Genomic DNA, 18,826 nt, shown 5'->3' with positions numbered 1-18,826 from the left:
CAATCCGTGAAAGACTTACTAAAGTTTCTGAAAGCGCAAACTAAGACCGAAGAGTTTGATGCGATCAAAATTGCTCTGGCATCGCCAGACATGATCCGTTCTTGGTCTTTTGGTGAAGTTAAGAAGCCAGAAACCATTAACTACCGTACGTTCAAACCAGAACGTGACGGCCTTTTCTGCGCCCGTATTTTCGGACCAGTAAAAGACTACGAATGCCTGTGCGGTAAGTACAAGCGTTTAAAACATCGTGGCGTGATCTGCGAGAAGTGCGGCGTTGAAGTGACCCAGACTAAAGTACGCCGTGAGCGTATGGGCCACATCGAACTGGCTTCCCCGACTGCGCACATCTGGTTCCTGAAATCGCTGCCATCGCGCATCGGTTTGCTGCTGGATATGCCACTGCGTGACATCGAACGTGTTCTGTACTTCGAATCCTATGTGGTTATCGAAGGCGGCATGACCAACCTCGAAAAACGCCAGATCCTGACCGAAGAGCAGTATCTGGATGCGTTGGAAGAGTTTGGTGATGAGTTCGACGCGAAGATGGGTGCTGAAGCCATCCAGGCTCTGTTGAAAAACATGGATCTGGAAGCGGAATGCGAACAACTGCGTGAAGAGTTGAACGAAACCAACTCCGAAACCAAACGTAAGAAGCTGACCAAGCGTATCAAGCTGCTGGAAGCGTTCGTTCAATCTGGTAACAAACCAGAGTGGATGATCCTGACCGTGCTGCCGGTACTGCCACCAGACTTGCGTCCATTGGTTCCGTTGGACGGCGGTCGTTTCGCAACGTCAGATCTGAACGATCTGTATCGTCGCGTTATCAACCGTAACAACCGTCTGAAACGCCTGTTGGATCTGGCTGCGCCAGATATCATCGTACGTAACGAAAAACGTATGCTGCAAGAAGCGGTAGATGCTTTGCTGGATAACGGCCGTCGCGGTCGTGCTATCACCGGCTCTAACAAGCGTCCGCTGAAATCTCTGGCAGACATGATTAAAGGTAAACAGGGTCGTTTCCGTCAGAACTTGCTGGGTAAACGTGTCGACTACTCTGGTCGTTCCGTTATCACCGTAGGTCCATACCTGCGTCTGCACCAGTGTGGTCTGCCGAAGAAAATGGCACTGGAACTGTTCAAACCGTTCATCTACGGCAAATTGGAGCTGCGTGGCCTGGCCACCACTATCAAAGCCGCTAAGAAAATGGTTGAGCGCGAAGAAGCTGTCGTTTGGGATATCCTGGACGAAGTTATCCGCGAACACCCGGTACTGCTGAACCGTGCACCAACCCTGCACCGTTTGGGTATCCAGGCGTTTGAACCGGTTCTGATCGAAGGTAAAGCAATTCAGCTGCACCCGCTGGTTTGTGCGGCATATAACGCCGACTTCGATGGTGACCAGATGGCTGTTCACGTACCGCTGACGCTGGAAGCCCAGTTGGAAGCGCGCGCGTTGATGATGTCTACCAACAACATCCTGTCACCTGCGAACGGCGAGCCAATCATCGTTCCTTCTCAGGACGTTGTATTGGGTCTGTACTACATGACCCGCGACTGTGTTAACGCCAAAGGCGAAGGCATGGTTCTGACCGGTCCTAAAGAAGCTGAGCGTATTTACCGCGCCGGTTTGGCCTCTCTGCATGCGCGTGTCAAAGTGCGTATTACCGAAGAGATCAAAAATACCGAAGGCGAAGTTACGCATAAGACGTCGATTATCGACACGACTGTTGGTCGCGCCATCCTGTGGATGATCGTGCCAAAAGGTCTGCCGTTCTCTATCGTCAATCAGCCTCTGGGCAAAAAAGCTATCTCCAAAATGCTGAACACCTGTTACCGCATTTTGGGCCTGAAGCCGACCGTTATTTTTGCTGACCAGATCATGTACACCGGTTTTGCTTACGCTGCCCGTTCAGGCGCGTCAGTAGGTATCGATGACATGGTAATCCCTGCGAAGAAAGCAGAGATCATCGAAGAAGCAGAAACCGAAGTTGCTGAAATCCAGGAACAGTTCCAGTCTGGTCTGGTAACTGCTGGCGAACGCTATAACAAAGTGATCGACATCTGGGCTGCGGCCAACGAACGTGTTGCTAAGGCAATGATGGAAAACTTGTCTGTTGAAGACGTCGTCAACCGTGACGGTGTTGTTGAACAGCAGGTTTCCTTCAACAGTATCTTTATGATGGCCGACTCCGGTGCGCGTGGTTCTGCTGCACAGATTCGTCAGCTGGCCGGTATGCGTGGCCTGATGGCTAAGCCGGATGGTTCCATCATTGAAACGCCAATCACCGCGAACTTCCGTGAAGGTCTGAACGTACTCCAGTACTTCATCTCTACTCACGGTGCTCGTAAAGGCTTGGCGGATACCGCACTGAAAACGGCAAACTCCGGTTATCTGACCCGTCGTCTGGTTGACGTGGCACAGGATCTGGTTGTTACCGAAGATGACTGTGGTACACACGAAGGCATCATGATGACTCCGGTCATCGAAGGTGGCGACGTTAAAGAACCACTGCGCGAACGTGTATTGGGTCGTGTAACTGCAGAAGATATCCTCAAGCCGGGTACGGCGGATATTCTGGTTCCACGTAACACCCTGCTTCACGAGAAGACGTGTGATCTGTTAGAAGAGAACTCTGTCGACAGCGTGAAGGTACGTTCAGTCGTAAGTTGCGAAACTGACTTTGGTGTGTGTGCAAACTGCTACGGTCGCGACCTGGCACGTGGTCACATCATCAACAAAGGTGAAGCGATCGGTGTTATTGCAGCACAGTCCATCGGTGAACCGGGTACTCAGCTGACGATGCGTACGTTCCACATCGGTGGTGCGGCATCTCGTGCGGCTGCTGAATCCAGCATCCAGGTGAAAAACACCGGTACCATTAAACTGAGCAACCACAAGCACGTTAGCAACTCTAACGGCAAACTGGTTATCACTTCCCGTAACACTGAGCTGAAATTGATCGACGAATTCGGTCGTACCAAAGAAAGCTATAAAGTGCCTTACGGTTCCGTGATGGGCAAAGGTGATGGCGCATCTGTTAACGGCGGCGAAACCGTTGCTAACTGGGATCCGCACACAATGCCAGTTATCAGTGAAGTGAGTGGTTTCATTCGCTTTGCCGATATGGTTGATACTCAGACCATTACCCGTCAGACAGATGACCTGACCGGTTTGTCCTCTCTGGTTGTTCTGGATTCTGCAGAACGTACCGGTAGCGGTAAAGACCTGCGTCCGGCACTGAAAATCGTTGATGCTAAAGGCGACGACGTATTGATCCCAGGTACTGATATGCCTGCTCAATACTTCCTGCCAGGTAAAGCGATCGTTCAGCTGGAAGATGGTACTCAGATTCACTCTGGTGACACCCTGGCGCGTATTCCTCAGGAATCCGGCGGTACCAAGGACATCACCGGTGGTCTGCCACGCGTTGCTGACTTGTTCGAAGCGCGTCGTCCGAAAGAGCCTGCAATCCTTGCTGAAATCAGCGGGATCATCTCCTTCGGTAAAGAAACCAAAGGCAAACGTCGTCTGGTAATTTCTCCGTTAGATGGCAGCGATGCTTACGAAGAAATGATTCCAAAATGGCGTCAGCTGAACGTGTTCGAAGGCGAAGTTGTGGAACGTGGTGACGTCGTATCCGACGGCCCTGAATCTCCACACGACATTCTGCGTCTTCGTGGTGTTCACGCGGTTACCCGCTACATCACCAACGAAGTGCAGGAAGTTTACCGTCTGCAAGGCGTTAAGATTAACGATAAACACATCGAAGTTATCGTTCGTCAGATGTTGCGTAAAGGCACCATCGTTAGCGCTGGTGGCACAGACTTCCTGGAAGGCGAGCAGGCAGAAATGTCTCGCGTTAAAATCGCTAACCGTCAGCTGGAAGCTGAAGGCAAAATCACGGCAACCTTTACCCGTGACCTGCTCGGTATCACCAAGGCATCCCTGGCGACCGAATCCTTCATCTCTGCTGCGTCGTTCCAGGAAACCACGCGCGTTCTTACCGAAGCGGCTGTTGCCGGTAAACGTGATGAACTGCGTGGCCTGAAAGAGAACGTTATCGTTGGCCGTCTGATCCCAGCCGGTACTGGTTACGCTTATCATCAGGATCGTGCACGCCGTAAAGCCCAAGGCGAAGTGCCAGTTGTACCGCAAGTCAGCGCGGATGAAGCAACGGCTAACCTGGCTGAACTGCTGAACGCAGGTTTCGGTAACAACGACGAGTAATCGTCCGCTGTCGAAACGCTTGAAACCGCTCCTTCGGGGGCGGTTTTTTTTTGCCTGAAATATCGGTGCGCTGGATTTATGGACAGAAAGAAAAGAGGAGCCGGAACAGGGAACTGGACGATAACCTGTTCCGGCTGGTTGGAAGCAGCGCCGGGATGCGTGGCGCTGGCCGGCTGCGATGATGCAGCGACAACGGCACGGTAACCTTCCCGGCGTGCTGGCACGAGGGGCAAAATCGGTTTATGGAATACGCATTCCTGAGAGATTATCGCGTTGCTGTCTGGCGACATTTTCCTGCGGCGTATGCCCCAAAAAACTGTCCCAGTCTTTCCATACCGGCTGCAATCCGGTTTGCGTTAATGCCGCCGCCACCCGCTGAGGTGAGCGGTTATCATGTGGCGCAAATTGTTCCAGTTCCGGATGGTCGTCGGCGTAACCGCCTGGCTGAGTTTTGGATCCGGCGCTGACCGTATTGATCGCCAGAGGAATGACGTGATCGCGGAAATACGGTGATTCGCGTGTCGACAGGGAAAGCTCGACATCCGGCGATAGCATCCTGAAAGCGCAAATCAGCTGAACCAGCTGGTTTTCCTCCAGCAATGAAGCTGGTTCGATTCCGCCGGTACATGGGCGCAATCTCGGGAATGCCACCGAATAGCGGCTTTGCCAGTAGGTTCGTTGCAGATAAAGTAAATGCTCGGCCACCATATAACTGTCAGTTCGCCAGTTTCCGGAAAGCCCGAACAATGCTCCGAGCCCGATCTTATCGATTCCCGCACGTCCCAGCCGGTCAGGGGTTTCCAGCCGCCAGAAAAAATCCTGTTTTTGCCCGCGCAGATGATGCAGCGCATACGTCGGCGCGTGATAGGTTTCCTGATAAACCAGAACACCGTCCAGCCCCAAAGTTTTTAACTCGGCGTACTCTTCCTGCGGCAGCGGCTGCACTTCAATCATCAGCGAATCAAAATGACTGCGGATAGCAGGGAAATGTCGGCGGAAATAATCCATACCGACTTTCCCTTTATGCTCGCCCGTAACCAGCAACAGATGCTTGAAGCCCAACGCATTTAGCGCCTCACATTCAGCACTGATTTCCTCTTCATCCAGCGTTTTACGTTTGATCTTATTGCTCATCGAGAAGCCGCAGTACGTGCATTCGTTGGCGCATAGGTTGGAGAGATATAGAGGCGCAAAGAAATTCACGGTGTTACCGAAACGCTGGCGCGTGAGTTGTTGCGCGCGCTGCGCCATTTCTTCGAGATAGGGCAACGCAGCCGGAGAAATCAGTGCCATGAAATCATCGCGGTCGATTTTGTCCCTGCTCAGCGCCCGCTCAACATCGCCGGCCGTTTTGCTGTTAATTCGCAGGGAAATATCGTCCCAGTCGAGCGTTGACCAGACATCGGTAAAGTTGCTCATAAGGTTGCCTGCGGGGAAGTCAGAAAACCGGTCAGCGGGCTGGATGCGCTGGCGTACCGTTGCCGCCCGCCTAATCCGCTTTGGCGGGCAAGAACGCCCGCTTCAACGGCCAGCCGGAAAGCTGTCGCCATGGAAACCGGATCACGCGCAATGGCAATTGCCGTATTCACCAGCACGGCGTCCGCGCCCATTTCCAGCGCCTCAGCGGCCTGACTGGGTGCGCCGATCCCGGCATCAACCACAACGGGCACCCGCGCCTGTTCGATAATAATTTGCAGAAACTCACGGGTTTGCAGCCCCTGATTAGAGCCAATCGGCGCGCCGAGCGGCATCACTGCCGCGCATCCGGCTTCTTCAAGACGCTTGCACAGCACCGGATCAGCACTGCAATAAGGTAAAACGACAAACCCCTGCTTCACCAATATCTCTGCGGCTTTCAGGGTTTCGATGGCATCGGGCAGCAGGTATTTCATGTCCGGATGGATTTCCAGTTTGACCCAGTGTGTGCCCAGCGCTTCGCGGGCCAGCTGAGCGGCAAACACCGCTTCTTCTGCCGTTTTTGCCCCTGACGTATTGGGCAACAGGCGCACGCCAAGTTGCTGCAAAGGCGAAAGAATATCATCGCCGCCGCGCCGGAGATCGACGCGTTTCATCGCCATCGTCACCAGCTGAGAGCCGGAGGCCGCCAGTGATTGCTGCATCACAGATGCGTTAGCGAATTTTCCTGTCCCGGTAAGCAGGTGTGAGGTAAACGTAGTATCAGCAATTTTTAACATGTTTCATCCTCCGGCAATCGCCTGAAAGAGCAGAATCTGATCGCCGTCTTTCAGTTGATGAGAAAGCCAGTTATCGCGCGGAATTATGACCTGATTGACCGCCAGCGCGCTGCCTGCCGGGCTCAGGGCCAGCAGGTTGAGCAGGGTATGCAGCGTCAGCGGTTCGGCGAAATGATGGGGTTCATCATTGACATGAATATTCACGATGGCCTCCGCAGACAGAACAGGCGGGTGACCGGGTGAGTTGCAGGGAGCGCCAGTTTTGCGTTTTCCCGTCGAACAACCGCAGCTTTCCGCTGAGAGAACTCGGCAAACCCGCCAGTATTTTCAGTGTTTCCAGCGCCTGCAGGGTACCGATGGTTCCGACGACCGGCCCGAGAACGCCGGATGTCCGGCAATTGCGTTGTACGGTTTCCTGAACCGGATACAAACAGGCATAGCAACCATGCAGATAGGGCGCTTCGATGACCAGAAGCTGGCCGCTGAATCCGACCGCGCTGCCGCTGATCAAGGTTTTGCCCATATCCACGCAGGCTTTATTTATCGCGTGACGGGTTTCCATATTGTCGCTGCAATCTAAAATGATATCGGCATTGCCAATGGCCCGAAGCAGCGCATCTCCTGCGAGCCGTTCCGAAATGGCAACGGCTTCACAAAGTGGATTCAGGCGCAGCAGTTCGCGTTTCGCCAGGCTGGCTTTCGGCTGATCAAGATCGGCGGTGCGGTACAGGATTTGCCGCTGAAGATTGGTAATGTGGAGCTGATCATCATCAGCCAGAAATAACGTCCCGATGCCCGCCGCCGCCAGATAAAGCGCTGCCGGCGAACCCAGCCCGCCGAGCCCGACAATCAGCACTTTTGCCGCCAGTAACTTTTCCTGCGCCTGCGGGCCGAATTCTTCCAGCATCAGTTGACGGCTGTAGCGCATAAAGGCTGCGTCGTTAAGCATCTTCCGGAACCTTGCTGGCGCACAAGGCCAGCAATTCTGCGGTGGCTGCTCGCCAGTCTGTTGCCTGCGTGATAGCGCTGACGACGGCAATGCTGCCGACGCCGCAATCCAGCACCGACGGCGCACGGTCAATACTGATCCCGCCGATGGCGACTGTCGGGAAGCTGCCGCTCAGCTGCGTAATATGTCGGGCTAATTCCGACAGACCCTGCGGTGCTGACGGCATATCTTTGGTCTGCGTCGGGAAAATATGGCCGAGTGCGATATAAGACGGATTGACCGCCACGGCGCGGGCCAGCTCCTCATCGTCATGCGTCGATACGCCCAGACGTAAACCGGCATCAAGAATGACCTGTAAATCGGCGGTATCCAGATCTTCCTGGCCCAGATGCACGCCGTACGCCTGATGTTTTACTGCCAGACGCCAGTAATCGTTGATGAACAGCCGTGCGTCATATTTTCGCCCCAGCGCAATGGCGTCGATTATGGCGGGTTCGACGTCTTCATCGGGTAAGTCTTTCACCCGCAGTTGCAGTGTTTTAACGCCCGCATCCAGCAGACGGGCAATCCATTCGACAGAATCCACCACCGGATATAACCCCAGATGGAAAGGAACGGACGGGAAAGTTTTAACGGGCTGATTCATTTACTGATCTCCGGAGTGGAATGGCTGGCAGGGTGATAAAGCTCGCTGCCGCGCGAACGGAATTCTGCAGACATTTGCGCCATGCCGGATTCCACGAGTTCGATGGGCTGGGCTTTGGCTTCCAGCGCAGCGGCGTAATCGCGAACTTCCTGAGTGATTTTCATGGAGCAGAATTTCGGCCCGCACATTGAACAGAAGTGTGCGACTTTTCCGGATTCCTGCGGGAGGGTTTCGTCGTGATAAGCGCGGGCGGTAGCCGGGTCGAGCGCGAGATTGAACTGGTCCTCCCAGCGGAATTCGAATCGCGCTTTAGACATGGCGTTATCACGGATTTGTGCGCCCGGATGACCTTTCGCTAAATCTGCCGCGTGCGCCGCAATTTTGTAGGTGATCAGACCCTGTTTAACGTCTTCTTTATTCGGCAGGCCGAGATGCTCTTTTGGCGTGACGTAGCACAGCATCGCGCAGCCGAACCAGCCAATCATTGCAGCACCAATACCGGACGTGAAGTGGTCATAACCGGGCGCAATGTCGGTCGTCAGCGGCCCGAGCGTATAGAACGGCGCTTCGTGGCACTGCTCGAGTTCTTCCGTCATATTGCGGCGGATCATCTGCATCGGAACATGCCCCGGCCCTTCGATCATTACCTGCACGTCATATTCCCAGGCGATTTTCGTCAGCTCGCCCAGCGTGTGTAATTCTGCGAACTGCGCTTCGTCGTTGGCGTCATGAATCGAGCCCGGGCGCAGGCCATCGCCGAGAGAAAGCGAGACATCGTAAGCGGCGCAGATTTCGCAAATCTCACGGAAATTCTCATACAGGAAGCTTTCGCGATGATGCGACAGGCACCATTTCGCCATGATTGAGCCACCGCGCGAAACAATGCCGGTCAGACGTTTGGCGGTCATCGGCACGTAACGCAGCAACACGCCTGCGTGAATGGTGAAGTAATCCACGCCTTGTTCCGCCTGCTCCAGCAGGGTGTCACGGAACATTTCCCAGTTCAGGTCTTCGGCAATGCCGTTCACTTTTTCCAGAGCTTGATAAATCGGAACGGTGCCAATCGGAACCGGGCTGTTACGCAGGATCCATTCACGAGTTTCATGGATATAGCGGCCGGTGGAGAGATCCATAACGGTATCCGCACCCCAGCGCGTTGACCACACCAGCTTTTCAACTTCTTCTTCGATGGAGGACGTCACCGCTGAGTTACCGATATTGGCATTCACCTTCACCAGAAAATTGCGACCAATGATCATCGGCTCGGATTCCGGGTGATTGATGTTAGCGGGGATAATCGCGCGACCGGCGGCAACTTCCTGACGAACAAATTCGGCGGTGATATTCGCGGGCAGGTGCGCCCCGAAGCTTTCACCGGGATGTTGCTGGCGCAGGACTTCACCGCGGATCCGCTCGCGGCCCATGTTTTCTCGAATAGCGATGAATTCCATCTCAGGGGTAATCATGCCCCGGCGCGCATAATGCAGCTGAGTGACATTTTTACCGGAAATGGCTTTTCTCGGGCGCGGAAGGTGCTCGAAGCGCAAATGATCCAACCCTTCGTCGGCCAGACGCTGCTGAGTAAAACCGGAGCTGACCTGCGGAAGTTCTTCTGTATCGGCGCGGCCGGTTATCCAGCGGGCGCGCAATTTTTCCAGACCGGTATGCACGTCGATGGTTGCAGACGGATCGCCGTACGGCCCGGCGGAGTCATAAACCGGAATCGCTTCGTTTTCTTCAAACTGCGGGTTGTCTTTTCCGCCGCCGACCAGCGTCGGGCTGAGCTGAATTTCCCGCATAGGGACACGAATACCGGCGTTGTCGCCCTGAAGATAGATACGTCGGGAATTGGGAAAGGCTTCGCCCTGCAAGCTGTCGATAAACGACTGTGCCTGTGCGCGTTGTTCACGGCGGTTAGCGGGTTTTTTTTCAGATGTAACGGGTTTCTGGGTACTCGACATAGCAAATTCCTTGTGTTGTTTTCACGGCAAAAGCGTGACAGAACGTAATGGAAAATTGCTTGTCTGGAGGTTTACGGCAGGAGTAAAAATGGGCGGTTGAACGCTGGCGGCCGTATACAGGCTGATGCCAAATCGCGCTAAACGCATAACATTACTCTTGTTCCCTTCGCGGGTACTAACCCGATCAGGTTCCGCGGATCCCGAATTAACGGTCTCAGCCTGGCATCATCTCCGCGAGGAAATTTTGCACGAGGCACTCCGACAAGAAGCCTCAATATAGGAGGCCGTTTTAAAAACTACAACCCTGAGCAGGGTTTTTATTGTGGCAACGTGTTGTGCAGAACGAACATGTTACGCCGGTCTGGCAAGATGCTCTTCGTTTGCAGAAGGCAATTCTTTGCGACTTTTCGGATCAAAGGCCAGAATGATCAGTTGATCCTCAAGCTGAAAACGCGCATCTAGTGCTTCACCCACATCGGATAACGCATAATGAAATGCGAAAGCATTATCATCATCAATATCATTTTCGGTGTAACTGTCATGGAAAGCCATGATAGCTTCAGTATTGAGCTCAAGCGCAGGGTATATTTTCTCAGCCTGTAATTTTACCTCTGCACCTTCAACTTCATCGATGACCCGTTGATAAAGATGGAAATGACCGGCAGAGAGGTAATCCACCAGGTTATGGCAAAAGTTGTCCAACGCTTTTTCATTCAGCGGTGTATGTTTTTCTTTATTGGGTTTCAGGCCGACCAGTGTGCAGTAAGACACCAGCAGTTCTTTACGCGCGTGCAGCCATTGATCCACTAACTCATTACTGCCACCAACGCGTTGGGTCAGTCTTTCCAGACGATTTAGCATGGTTGACTCCGTGAGCGAGAAAAAAGTAACCAAAAGTTACTAATATGTAAATATCAACCCCAGATTGTCAGTCTCGTCGAGGTTATGCAACAACAATTATGGAATTACAGATTACAGAACAACATACCGGCTGGTGGGTCATCAGCTATGAAGGCAAGCTGTGGCTGCCTGAAGGTGAACTGCCGTTTGGCAGCGCTGAAAAATTTTCTCTGACGGGAAAAATCGGGCGTCAGATTGGTGAATGGCAGGGCGAGCCGGTGTGGATGGTGCGTCAGGTGATGCACAATCACATGGTGTCCGCGCGGCAGATGCTCGATCAGGATCGCGGGCTATTCCAGCTGGTCGGGCGTGGGGTGCAACTGTCTGAATTTTACCGTTCGCACAAATTCTGCGGCTACTGCGGCCACGAGATGCACGTCAGTAAAACGGAATGGGCCGCGCTGTGCGGGCATTGCCGCGAACGGTATTATCCGCAAATCGCGCCCTGCATTATTGTCGCTATCCGCCGTGGTGATGAGATTTTGCTGGCGCAGCATGTTCGCCATCGTAACGGTATCCACACGGTGCTGGCGGGTTTCGTTGAAGTCGGGGAAACCCTCGAAGAAACCGTGGCGCGCGAGGTGATGGAAGAGAGCAACATTCGCGTGAAAAACGTCCGGTACGTGAGTTCCCAGCCGTGGCCGTTCCCGAATTCGCTGATGATGGCGTTTATGGCCGACTATGACAGCGGTGACATCGTGCATGATCCGAAAGAGCTGCTTAACGCAGGCTGGTATCGTTTCGATGCCTTGCCACAGTTACCACCGCCGGGGACTATTGCCCGACGGCTGATTGAAGATACGGTGGTTCTGTGCCGCGCAGAAAGAGATGAAGACGACGTGTAACAGGAGTGTTGCATGGTAGAATGCCGCCAGATTATTTTCGGGCGGCCCGAATACTGAAGGAAAAAGACAGAATGAATGAGTTGAAAAATGACCGCTACCTGCGTGCCCTGTTACGCCAGCCTGTGGATATCACACCGGTCTGGATGATGCGTCAGGCAGGGCGTTATTTGCCAGAGTACAAAGAAACCCGCGCTGTAGCCGGCGATTTCATGTCGCTTTGCAAGAATGCAGAGCTGGCCTGTGAAGTGACCCTCCAGCCACTGCGCCGCTATCCGCTGGACGCCGCGATCCTGTTCTCTGACATCCTGACCATTCCTGATGCCATGGGGCTGGGGTTGTATTTCGAAGCCGGTGAAGGCCCTCGTTTTTCTTCTCCGCTGACCTGCCGTGCCGATGTGGAAAAATTGCCGGTTCCCGATCCGGAAATGGAACTGGGATACGTCATGAACGCGGTTCGCACTATCCGTAAAAATCTCAAAGGTGAAGTGCCGCTTATCGGTTTTTCCGGCAGCCCGTGGACACTGGCGACGTATATGGTGGAAGGCAGCAGCAGCAAAGCCTTCACAAAAATCAAAAAGATGATGTACGCCGATCCGCAAACTTTGCACCTTTTGCTCGATAAAGTGGCTGACAGCGTCATTCTTTACCTTAATGCCCAAATTAAAGCGGGCGCGCAGTCTGTCATGATTTTTGATACCTGGGGTGGGGTGCTGACGCCTCGCGATTATCGCGAGTTTTCCCTGAACTACATGCACAAGATTGTCGACGGCCTGATCCGTGAAAACGAAGGACGCCGCGTGCCGGTGACGTTGTTCACCAAAGGCGGCGGACAATGGCTGGAAGCGATGGCGGCAACCGGTTGTGACGCGCTGGGCCTGGACTGGACAACAGATATTGCCGAAGCCCGTCGTCGCGTGGGCGACAAAGTGGCGATTCAGGGCAACATGGATCCTTCCATGCTCTATGCTTCACCGGTACGCATCGAGCAGGAAGTGGAAACCATTCTGGCCGGTTTTGGTAAAGGAAACGGTCATGTGTTTAACCTGGGCCACGGCATTCACCAGGATGTTCCACCCGAAAATGCGGGTGCGTTTGTGGAAGCGGTGCACAGCCTGTCCCGGCAATACCACGAGTAAATCTCAGGCGTATGATTGATACCCGCGCATTACGTGAAGAACAACGGATCCTCGCAGATCGAATTGAACTGCAGGATCCGTCTGATTTCAGTACGCCTGCGCTCATCGCGGGTGTGGATGTCGGTTTCGAACAGGGTGGCGAAGTAACGCGAGCTGCGGTTGCGGTTCTGCGTTATCCCTCGCTTGAGCTGGTGGAATACCAGATAGCCCGCATTCCAACCGTCATGCCATATATTCCCGGTTTCCTTTCCTTCCGGGAGTTACCGGCGCTGTTGCAGGCCTGGAAGCAAATTTCTTTGCGCCCGGATCTGGTGTTGGTTGACGGACAGGGCATTGCGCATCCGCGCCGTCTGGGCGTTGCCAGCCATTTTGGCCTGATGATCGACGTGCCAACGATTGGTGTGGCCAAGAGCCGTTTGTGTGGCAAGTTTCTGCCAGTCGGAGATGAAAAGCATAGCCAGCAGGCGCTGTATGAAGGCGATGAGCAGATTGGCTGGGTCTGGCGCAGCAAACTGCGTTGTAATCCGCTGTTTATCTCGCCGGGCAATCGCATCAGCATGGAATCGTCACTTTACTGGGTTGAACGCTGCATGCGGCAATATCGTCTGCCAGAGCCAACCCGTTGGGCGGATGCCGTGGCATCAAACCGGCCTGCGTTTCAGCGCTGGCAACGGCTGAGTGATGATCTTTAGGAATCAAGGAATAGGGATATTGATTTATTTCAGGTAAACTCCCGCGCAGAAAAGTTAACGAGATCAACTCATGTTACGTAATCCAATTCATTTACGTCTGGAAAAGCTGGAAAGCTGGCAACACGTGACGTTTATGGCGAGCTTGTGTGAACGTATGTACCCGAACTATCAGGCTTTTTGCCTGGAAACCGGGTTTGGTGAAGCACAGCTTTATCGCCGCATCCTGGATTTAATCTGGGAAACGCTGGTGGTAAAAGACGCCAAGGTCAATTTTGACTCACAGCTCGAAAAACTGGAGGAAGCGGTACCTTCTTCCGATGATTACGACATTTATGGTGTTTATCCGGCCATTGATGCCTGCATTGCACTGGGGGAACTGATTCATTCACGTTTGAGTGGCGAAACGCTTTCTCACGCCATTGCCGTGAGTGAAACATCAATTCGTACCGTTGCGATGCTGGAAATGACTCAGGCCGGTAAAGAAATGACCGATGAAGAGCTGAAAGTCATTCCTGCTGTTGAAGAAGAATGGGACATCCAATGGGAGATTTTTCGCCTGTTGGCTGACTGTGAAGAGCGTGACCTGGAATTAATAAAAGGGTTACGTTCTGACCTGCGTGAAGCCGCTGTCAGTAACATTGGCATAAATTTAGCGCAATAAGGCTAGAAAACGTGATTTAACGCCTGATTTGTCGTGCCTTAAGGCTTCACATCCGCACCCTGTCTGGTCTACATTTGGGGGGCGTAAAAAAAGTGGCTATCGGTGCGTGTATGCAGGAGGGTGCTGTCAATCGGCATATCCGTCGCACTCGATGCTTTGCAAACGATAAACACACTGTAAAGGATAACTTATGAACAAGACTCAACTGATTGATGTAATTGCGGACAAAGCTGATCTTTCCAAAGCACAGGCCAAAGTTGCTCTTGAATCTACTCTGTCTGCTATTACCGAGTCTCTGAAAGAAGGTGATGCTGTACAATTGGTTGGTTTCGGGACTTTCAAGGTAAATCATCGTAACGAGCGTACTGGTCGTAACCCACAGACTGGTAAAGAAATCAAAATCGCAGCTGCAAACGTACCTGCGTTCGTTTCTGGTAAAGCTCTGAAAGACGCTGTTAAGTAATTGCTTGCAGTGAAAAGAATAAGCGGAGGGGCCTGTAAGCCCCTTCAGTTTATCGCCCCCAGGCTGGTAGCAAGTTTACTGGTTCTCGGTCTGGTGGGTTGCAGTTCCAAAAAGCCACCTGAACTCTTCTTTGCCAGCGGTTATGTCGGTGATCAAGGTATCAACCGGATCTGGCGTGAAGACAGCGCACAGCACGAACCCCAAACCATTCTCAACGTATATAGCCCCTATTACGGCGGCGATACCATCATTACCCGATATGAATTCCAGCAGGGGCAATTGCACCTGATCAAGGAAACGCACGCAACGAAAACTGATTTGGGTATGATGCTGCGTTTTGATGATGCTGGTCATGTCAGTTTCATGCAGCGTCAACTTCCTGAGCGACGTGAAAGATTATCGTCAGACGAAATCGAGCGTTATAAATATCAGGCATCTAAAATTCTCGATCTGAGCAGTGCCTTACAGGCGGGCAATGTCAGGTTGGTACAGGCTAACTGGCATCAGGGATTGATCACCACTTGCGCAGGTGAACAGGTTACCCCGACGCTAACCGTCCGTTCCCAGGTCTGGCTGGCTAAACGGGCCAGCCGCAGTAACGACAATCTCGGCCTTGCCTGGCTGACTGCACCGGAAGGCAACGAATTGCTGCTGGTCGCAAATGAAGATTTCTGTAAGTGGGAACCCAAAGAATCAGATCTCTGATCCCGCTTGCTAATATGTATAAAGGAAAGGCACGCCGAAGCGTGCCTTTTTTGATCGCCCAATGAATCACGATTACTGATTACGTTCGCGGTCAATCGCGCGATAGCCGATATCCTTGCGGCAGAAACTGCCTTCCCAATGAATATCTTTCGCTAAATCATAAGCACGTTCCTGAGCGGCTTCGACGGTTTTGCCCAACGCGGTCACGCACAGTACGCGTCCGCCATTTGTCACCACGCGTTCATCCTGCAAACGGGTTCCTGCATGGAAGACTTTACCGTCCGGCGTTTCTTCCAGCGGCAGGCCGTGGATCACATCACCGGTCTTGTAATCGGCAGGATAACCGCCGGCGGCAATCACAACGCCCAGTGAAGGACGCGGATCCCACTCAGATGTTTTCTCGCCCAGACGACCTTCCGCACCGGCCAGACAAAGATCGACCAGATCCGAGCGCAGACGCAACATGATCGGCTGAGTTTCCGGATCCCCGAAGCGACAGTTAAATTCGATCACTTTTGGCTGGCCATCGGCGGAAATCATCAAACCCGCATACAGGAAACCGGTGTAAGTATTGTTCTCAGCCGCCATGCCGTGCACGGTTGGCCAGATAACCTGATCCATAACGCGCTGATGAATTTCATCCGTCACAACCGGTGCCGGAGAATAAGCACCCATACCGCCGGTGTTCGGGCCGCTGTCACCATCGCCGACGCGCTTGTGATCCTGGCTGGTTGCCATCGGCAGAACGTTCGTGCCGTCAACCATCACGATGAAGCTCGCCTCTTCGCCATCCAGGAATTCTTCGATAACGATACGGTGGCCAGCGTCGCCAAACGCATTTCCTGCCAGCATATCGTGAACGGCGTCTTCCGCTTCTTTCAATGTCATCGCCACGATGACACCTTTGCCCGCAGCCAGCCCGTCGGCTTTAATGACGATCGGCGCGCCTTTGCTGCGCAGATAAGCCAGTGCCGGTTCGATTTCGGTAAAGTTCTGGTAATCCGCGCTTGGGATATTGTGGCGTGCCAGGAAATCCTTGGTGAAAGCTTTTGAGCCTTCCAGCTGCGCGGCTTCCTGCGTAGGGCCAAAAATTTTCAGGCCAGCAGCGCGGAATGCATCGACCACGCCAATCACCAGCGGGGCTTCCGGGCCGACAATCGTCAGGCCGATATCATTGCTTTTGGCGAACGCCAGCAGACCCGCGATATCCGTTGCAGCGATATCGATATTCTCCAGCAGAGGTTCCAGTGCGGTACCGGCGTTTCCGGGTGCGACAAAAACTTTGTCCGCCAGAGGAGATTGCGATGCCTTCCATGCCAGTGCATGTTCACGCCCGCCGTTACCGATAATTAAAATATTCATTCGAGGACTCCGGGTGAGCGGGCGCATCGCACCCGCTAAAAGAAAATTAATGACGGAAATGGCGCATGTCGGTGAACAGCATTGCGATACCGTGTTCGTTTGCGGCCGCGATAACTTCGTCATCACGGATTGAACCGCCAGGCTGAATCACACAGGTAATGCCTACCGCTGCGGCTGCATCAATACCGTCGCGGAACGGGAAGAAGGCATCGGATGCCATCACGGAACCTGCGACTTCCAGACCTTCGTCAGCGGCTTTAATCCCCGCGATTTTCGCAGAGTAAACGCGGCTCATCTGGCCTGCGCCAATACCGATAGTCATTTTGTCGCGTGCATAAACAATAGCGTTGGATTTAACGAACTTAGCGACTTTCCAGCAGAACAGTGCATCAGTCAGTTCCTGCTCAGTTGGCTGGCGCTGGGAAACAACGCGCAGGTCACCGGCGTTAACCATGCCCAAATCACGATCCTGAACCAGCAGGCCGCCATTGACACGTTTAAAGTCCAGCGCTTTCTGGCGCCCTTGCCATTGGCCGCATGTCAGAACGCGGACGTTTTGTTTTGCCGCAGTCAGGACCAGCGCTTCAGGGCTGACTGACGGGGCGATGATCACTTCCACAAACTGGCGGCTGATGATCGCTTTCGCGGTTTCAGCATCAAGCTCGCGGTTGAAGGCAATAATGCCGCCGAAAGCAGAAGTCGGGTCAGTCTGATAAGCTCGTTCGTAAGCAGCCAGAATATTGTCGCCGATGGCAACGCCGCAAGGGTTCGCGTGTTTGACGATCACACACGCAGGCTCTGCAAATTCCTTCACACATTCCAGTGCCGCATCGGTATCTGCAATGTTGTTATAGGAAAGGGCTTTACCTTGAAGTTGGGTTGAGGTAGCAACGGAAGCTTCGCTGACGCTTTCTTCTATATAGAAGGCGGCGTTCTGATGGCTGTTCTCGCCATAACGCATATCTTGTTTCTTTATATAGCTAAGATTCAGGGTACGCGGGAACTGACCAGACGCAGATTCGGTATCGCCGTGATAAGCCGGAACCATGGTACCGAAGTAGTTGGCAATCATGCCGTCATAAGACGCGGTGTGCTCGAAAGCTTTAATCGCCAGATTGAAACGGGTTGCCAGCGTCAGTGAGCTGCTGTTGGCATCCATCTCTTCAATAATAGAAGCGTAGTCACTGCTCTTCACCACGATCGCCACGTCTTTGTGGTTCTTCGCCGCCGAGCGGACCATGGTCGGGCCGCCGATATCAATGTTTTCTACCGCATCTTCCAGTGAGCAATCCGGGCGTGCGACGGTTTGCGCGAATGGATAAAGGTTTACGACCACCATGTCGATTGGCGCGATCGCGTGCTGCGCCATAATTTCATCATCTTTCCCGCGACGGCCGAGGATCCCACCGTGAACTTTCGGGTGCAGGGTTTTGACGCGTCCATCCATCATTTCCGGGAAACCCGTGTAGTCAGACACTTCTGTGACTGGCAGACCGGCTTTTGCCAACAGGCTGGCGGTGCCGCCAGTGGAAAGTAATTCAACGCCACGCGAAGAGAGAGCCTGGGCGAATTCTACGATACCGGCTTTATCAGAAACACTGAGCAGGGCGCGGCGGATTGGACGAGATTGTTGCATGGTGGTTTATATCCTTGGCTTTGGAGTCGCAATAAAGAGCGTTATCGGAATTCAATGAGCGTTTTCTTCTCTCTATATAGAGCAATTTGCAGAAAAACGCGGGATTGAGCTCAGATAACTCCCCTCTGGCGACTTACTTTTCATTTATCACCCGTAACAGGTGTCGAAAACTGACGCGCGAAATTGTAGCGAAAACGATTGCGCGACGCTCGCAAAATTTGAGATTCCTGCGCATCTGTGGATAAATCTGTGCAAAACACGGTATAAGCGGTGTGTTTGCTGTGTAATGCAGCAAACGGTATTTTTTCTTAAAATTAGCCCTTGCGGCCTGCTGAGAACTCCCTATAATGCCGCTCCATCGACAGGGAACAACGTGAACAACATCACGAAGTAACCGGGTCGGAAAGATTAAAAACAGCGGCAACCGGATGAAATAAACGGTTGACAC

17 protein-coding genes and 1 riboswitch are annotated in these 18,826 nt (G+C 53.2%); of the genes, 7 read left to right on the top strand and 10 right to left on the bottom strand.

The genetic code is table 11. The annotated features are described in order from the left end of the window. The first annotated feature begins 6 nt into the window (after window positions 1-6). On the top strand, window positions 7-4,227 hold the full coding sequence (gene rpoC, locus CWS43_RS26350; protein ID WP_101080116.1) for a DNA-directed RNA polymerase subunit beta': 4,221 nt from the start codon (window positions 7-9) through the stop codon (window positions 4,225-4,227). Between the two features lie 240 nt (window positions 4,228-4,467). On the opposite strand, the gene thiH is transcribed toward rpoC, so the two are convergent. The 7 genes from thiH to rsd form a co-directional block, all read right to left on the bottom strand. Beyond that, the gene (gene thiH / locus CWS43_RS26345; protein ID WP_101080115.1) at window positions 4,468-5,646 is read right to left on the bottom strand and encodes a 2-iminoacetate synthase ThiH; all 1,179 of its coding nucleotides are present in this window, start codon (window positions 5,644-5,646) and stop codon (window positions 4,468-4,470) included. Continuing rightward, the gene (locus CWS43_RS26340) at window positions 5,643-6,422 is read right to left on the bottom strand and encodes a thiazole synthase (protein ID WP_101080114.1); all 780 of its coding nucleotides are present in this window, start codon (window positions 6,420-6,422) and stop codon (window positions 5,643-5,645) included. Before CWS43_RS26340 ends, thiH begins: the two co-directional genes overlap by 4 nt. A gap of 3 nt (window positions 6,423-6,425) precedes the next feature. Next, window positions 6,426-6,626: a sulfur carrier protein ThiS gene (gene thiS, locus CWS43_RS26335; protein WP_101080113.1), complete on the bottom strand. Its 201-nt coding sequence runs from the start codon at window positions 6,624-6,626 to the stop codon at window positions 6,426-6,428. Further along, on the bottom strand, window positions 6,607-7,371 hold the full coding sequence (locus CWS43_RS26330) for a HesA/MoeB/ThiF family protein (RefSeq protein ID WP_101080112.1): 765 nt from the start codon (window positions 7,369-7,371) through the stop codon (window positions 6,607-6,609). The genes thiS and CWS43_RS26330 overlap by 20 nt, the downstream gene beginning before the upstream one ends. Next, window positions 7,364-8,017: a thiamine phosphate synthase gene (gene thiE, locus CWS43_RS26325; protein WP_101080111.1), complete on the bottom strand. Its 654-nt coding sequence runs from the start codon at window positions 8,015-8,017 to the stop codon at window positions 7,364-7,366. Before thiE ends, CWS43_RS26330 begins: the two co-directional genes overlap by 8 nt. Further along, window positions 8,014-9,978, bottom strand: coding sequence for a phosphomethylpyrimidine synthase ThiC (gene thiC / locus CWS43_RS26320; RefSeq protein ID WP_101080110.1), 1,965 nt, complete (start codon window positions 9,976-9,978; stop codon window positions 8,014-8,016). Before thiC ends, thiE begins: the two co-directional genes overlap by 4 nt. A gap of 144 nt (window positions 9,979-10,122) precedes the next feature. After that, a riboswitch (TPP riboswitch) is annotated at window positions 10,123-10,249 on the bottom strand. An 80-nt stretch (window positions 10,250-10,329) separates the two neighbouring features. Next, on the bottom strand, window positions 10,330-10,839 hold the full coding sequence (rsd, locus tag CWS43_RS26315; RefSeq protein WP_101080109.1) for a sigma D regulator: 510 nt from the start codon (window positions 10,837-10,839) through the stop codon (window positions 10,330-10,332). A gap of 98 nt (window positions 10,840-10,937) precedes the next feature. On the opposite strand from rsd, the gene nudC reads away from it, so the two are divergent. The 6 genes from nudC to CWS43_RS26285 all read left to right on the top strand — a co-directional run bounded on the left by nudC (window position 10,938) and on the right by CWS43_RS26285 (window position 15,380). After that, the gene (gene nudC, locus CWS43_RS26310; protein ID WP_101080108.1) at window positions 10,938-11,723 is read left to right on the top strand and encodes an NAD(+) diphosphatase; all 786 of its coding nucleotides are present in this window, start codon (window positions 10,938-10,940) and stop codon (window positions 11,721-11,723) included. A gap of 71 nt (window positions 11,724-11,794) precedes the next feature. Beyond that, complete coding sequence (hemE, locus tag CWS43_RS26305) at window positions 11,795-12,859, top strand: uroporphyrinogen decarboxylase (RefSeq protein WP_101080107.1); 1,065 nt, start codon at window positions 11,795-11,797, stop codon at window positions 12,857-12,859. A gap of 11 nt (window positions 12,860-12,870) precedes the next feature. Continuing rightward, window positions 12,871-13,551 (top strand): deoxyribonuclease V, encoded by a 681-nt coding sequence (gene nfi, locus CWS43_RS26300; protein WP_101080106.1) that lies wholly within the window; start codon window positions 12,871-12,873, stop codon window positions 13,549-13,551. Window positions 13,552-13,621: 70 nt separating this feature from the next. After that, a complete protein-coding gene (locus tag CWS43_RS26295) occupies window positions 13,622-14,212 on the top strand; it encodes a YjaG family protein (RefSeq protein WP_101080105.1) in 591 nt (196 codons plus the stop codon). Between the two features lie 190 nt (window positions 14,213-14,402). Further along, window positions 14,403-14,675, top strand: a complete 273-nt coding sequence (hupA, locus tag CWS43_RS26290) for a nucleoid-associated protein HU-alpha (RefSeq protein ID WP_013577396.1) — start codon at window positions 14,403-14,405, stop codon at window positions 14,673-14,675. 9 nt (window positions 14,676-14,684) lie between these two features. Then, window positions 14,685-15,380, top strand: a complete 696-nt coding sequence (locus CWS43_RS26285; protein WP_101080119.1) for a DUF1481 domain-containing protein — start codon at window positions 14,685-14,687, stop codon at window positions 15,378-15,380. A gap of 72 nt (window positions 15,381-15,452) precedes the next feature. Here CWS43_RS26285 and purD read toward each other — a convergent pair whose 3' ends face one another. The 3 genes from purD to CWS43_RS27650 all read right to left on the bottom strand — a co-directional run. Then, window positions 15,453-16,742 (bottom strand): phosphoribosylamine--glycine ligase, encoded by a 1,290-nt coding sequence (purD, locus tag CWS43_RS26280; RefSeq protein WP_101080104.1) that lies wholly within the window; start codon window positions 16,740-16,742, stop codon window positions 15,453-15,455. Window positions 16,743-16,788: 46 nt separating this feature from the next. Beyond that, a complete protein-coding gene (gene purH / locus CWS43_RS26275) occupies window positions 16,789-18,378 on the bottom strand; it encodes a bifunctional phosphoribosylaminoimidazolecarboxamide formyltransferase/IMP cyclohydrolase (RefSeq protein WP_101080103.1) in 1,590 nt (529 codons plus the stop codon). Between the two features lie 133 nt (window positions 18,379-18,511). Then, window positions 18,512-18,826, bottom strand: a 315-nt coding sequence (locus CWS43_RS27650) for a hypothetical protein (RefSeq protein WP_232777235.1), incomplete at its 5' end; no start/stop codon positions are given.

Source organism: Rahnella sp. AA (genome assembly GCF_002834385.1).
Lineage (GTDB): Bacteria > Pseudomonadota > Gammaproteobacteria > Enterobacterales > Enterobacteriaceae > Rahnella.
The sequence above is the reverse complement of the archived record's forward strand: the minus strand, read 5'-3'. Positions and strand labels throughout refer to the sequence as shown.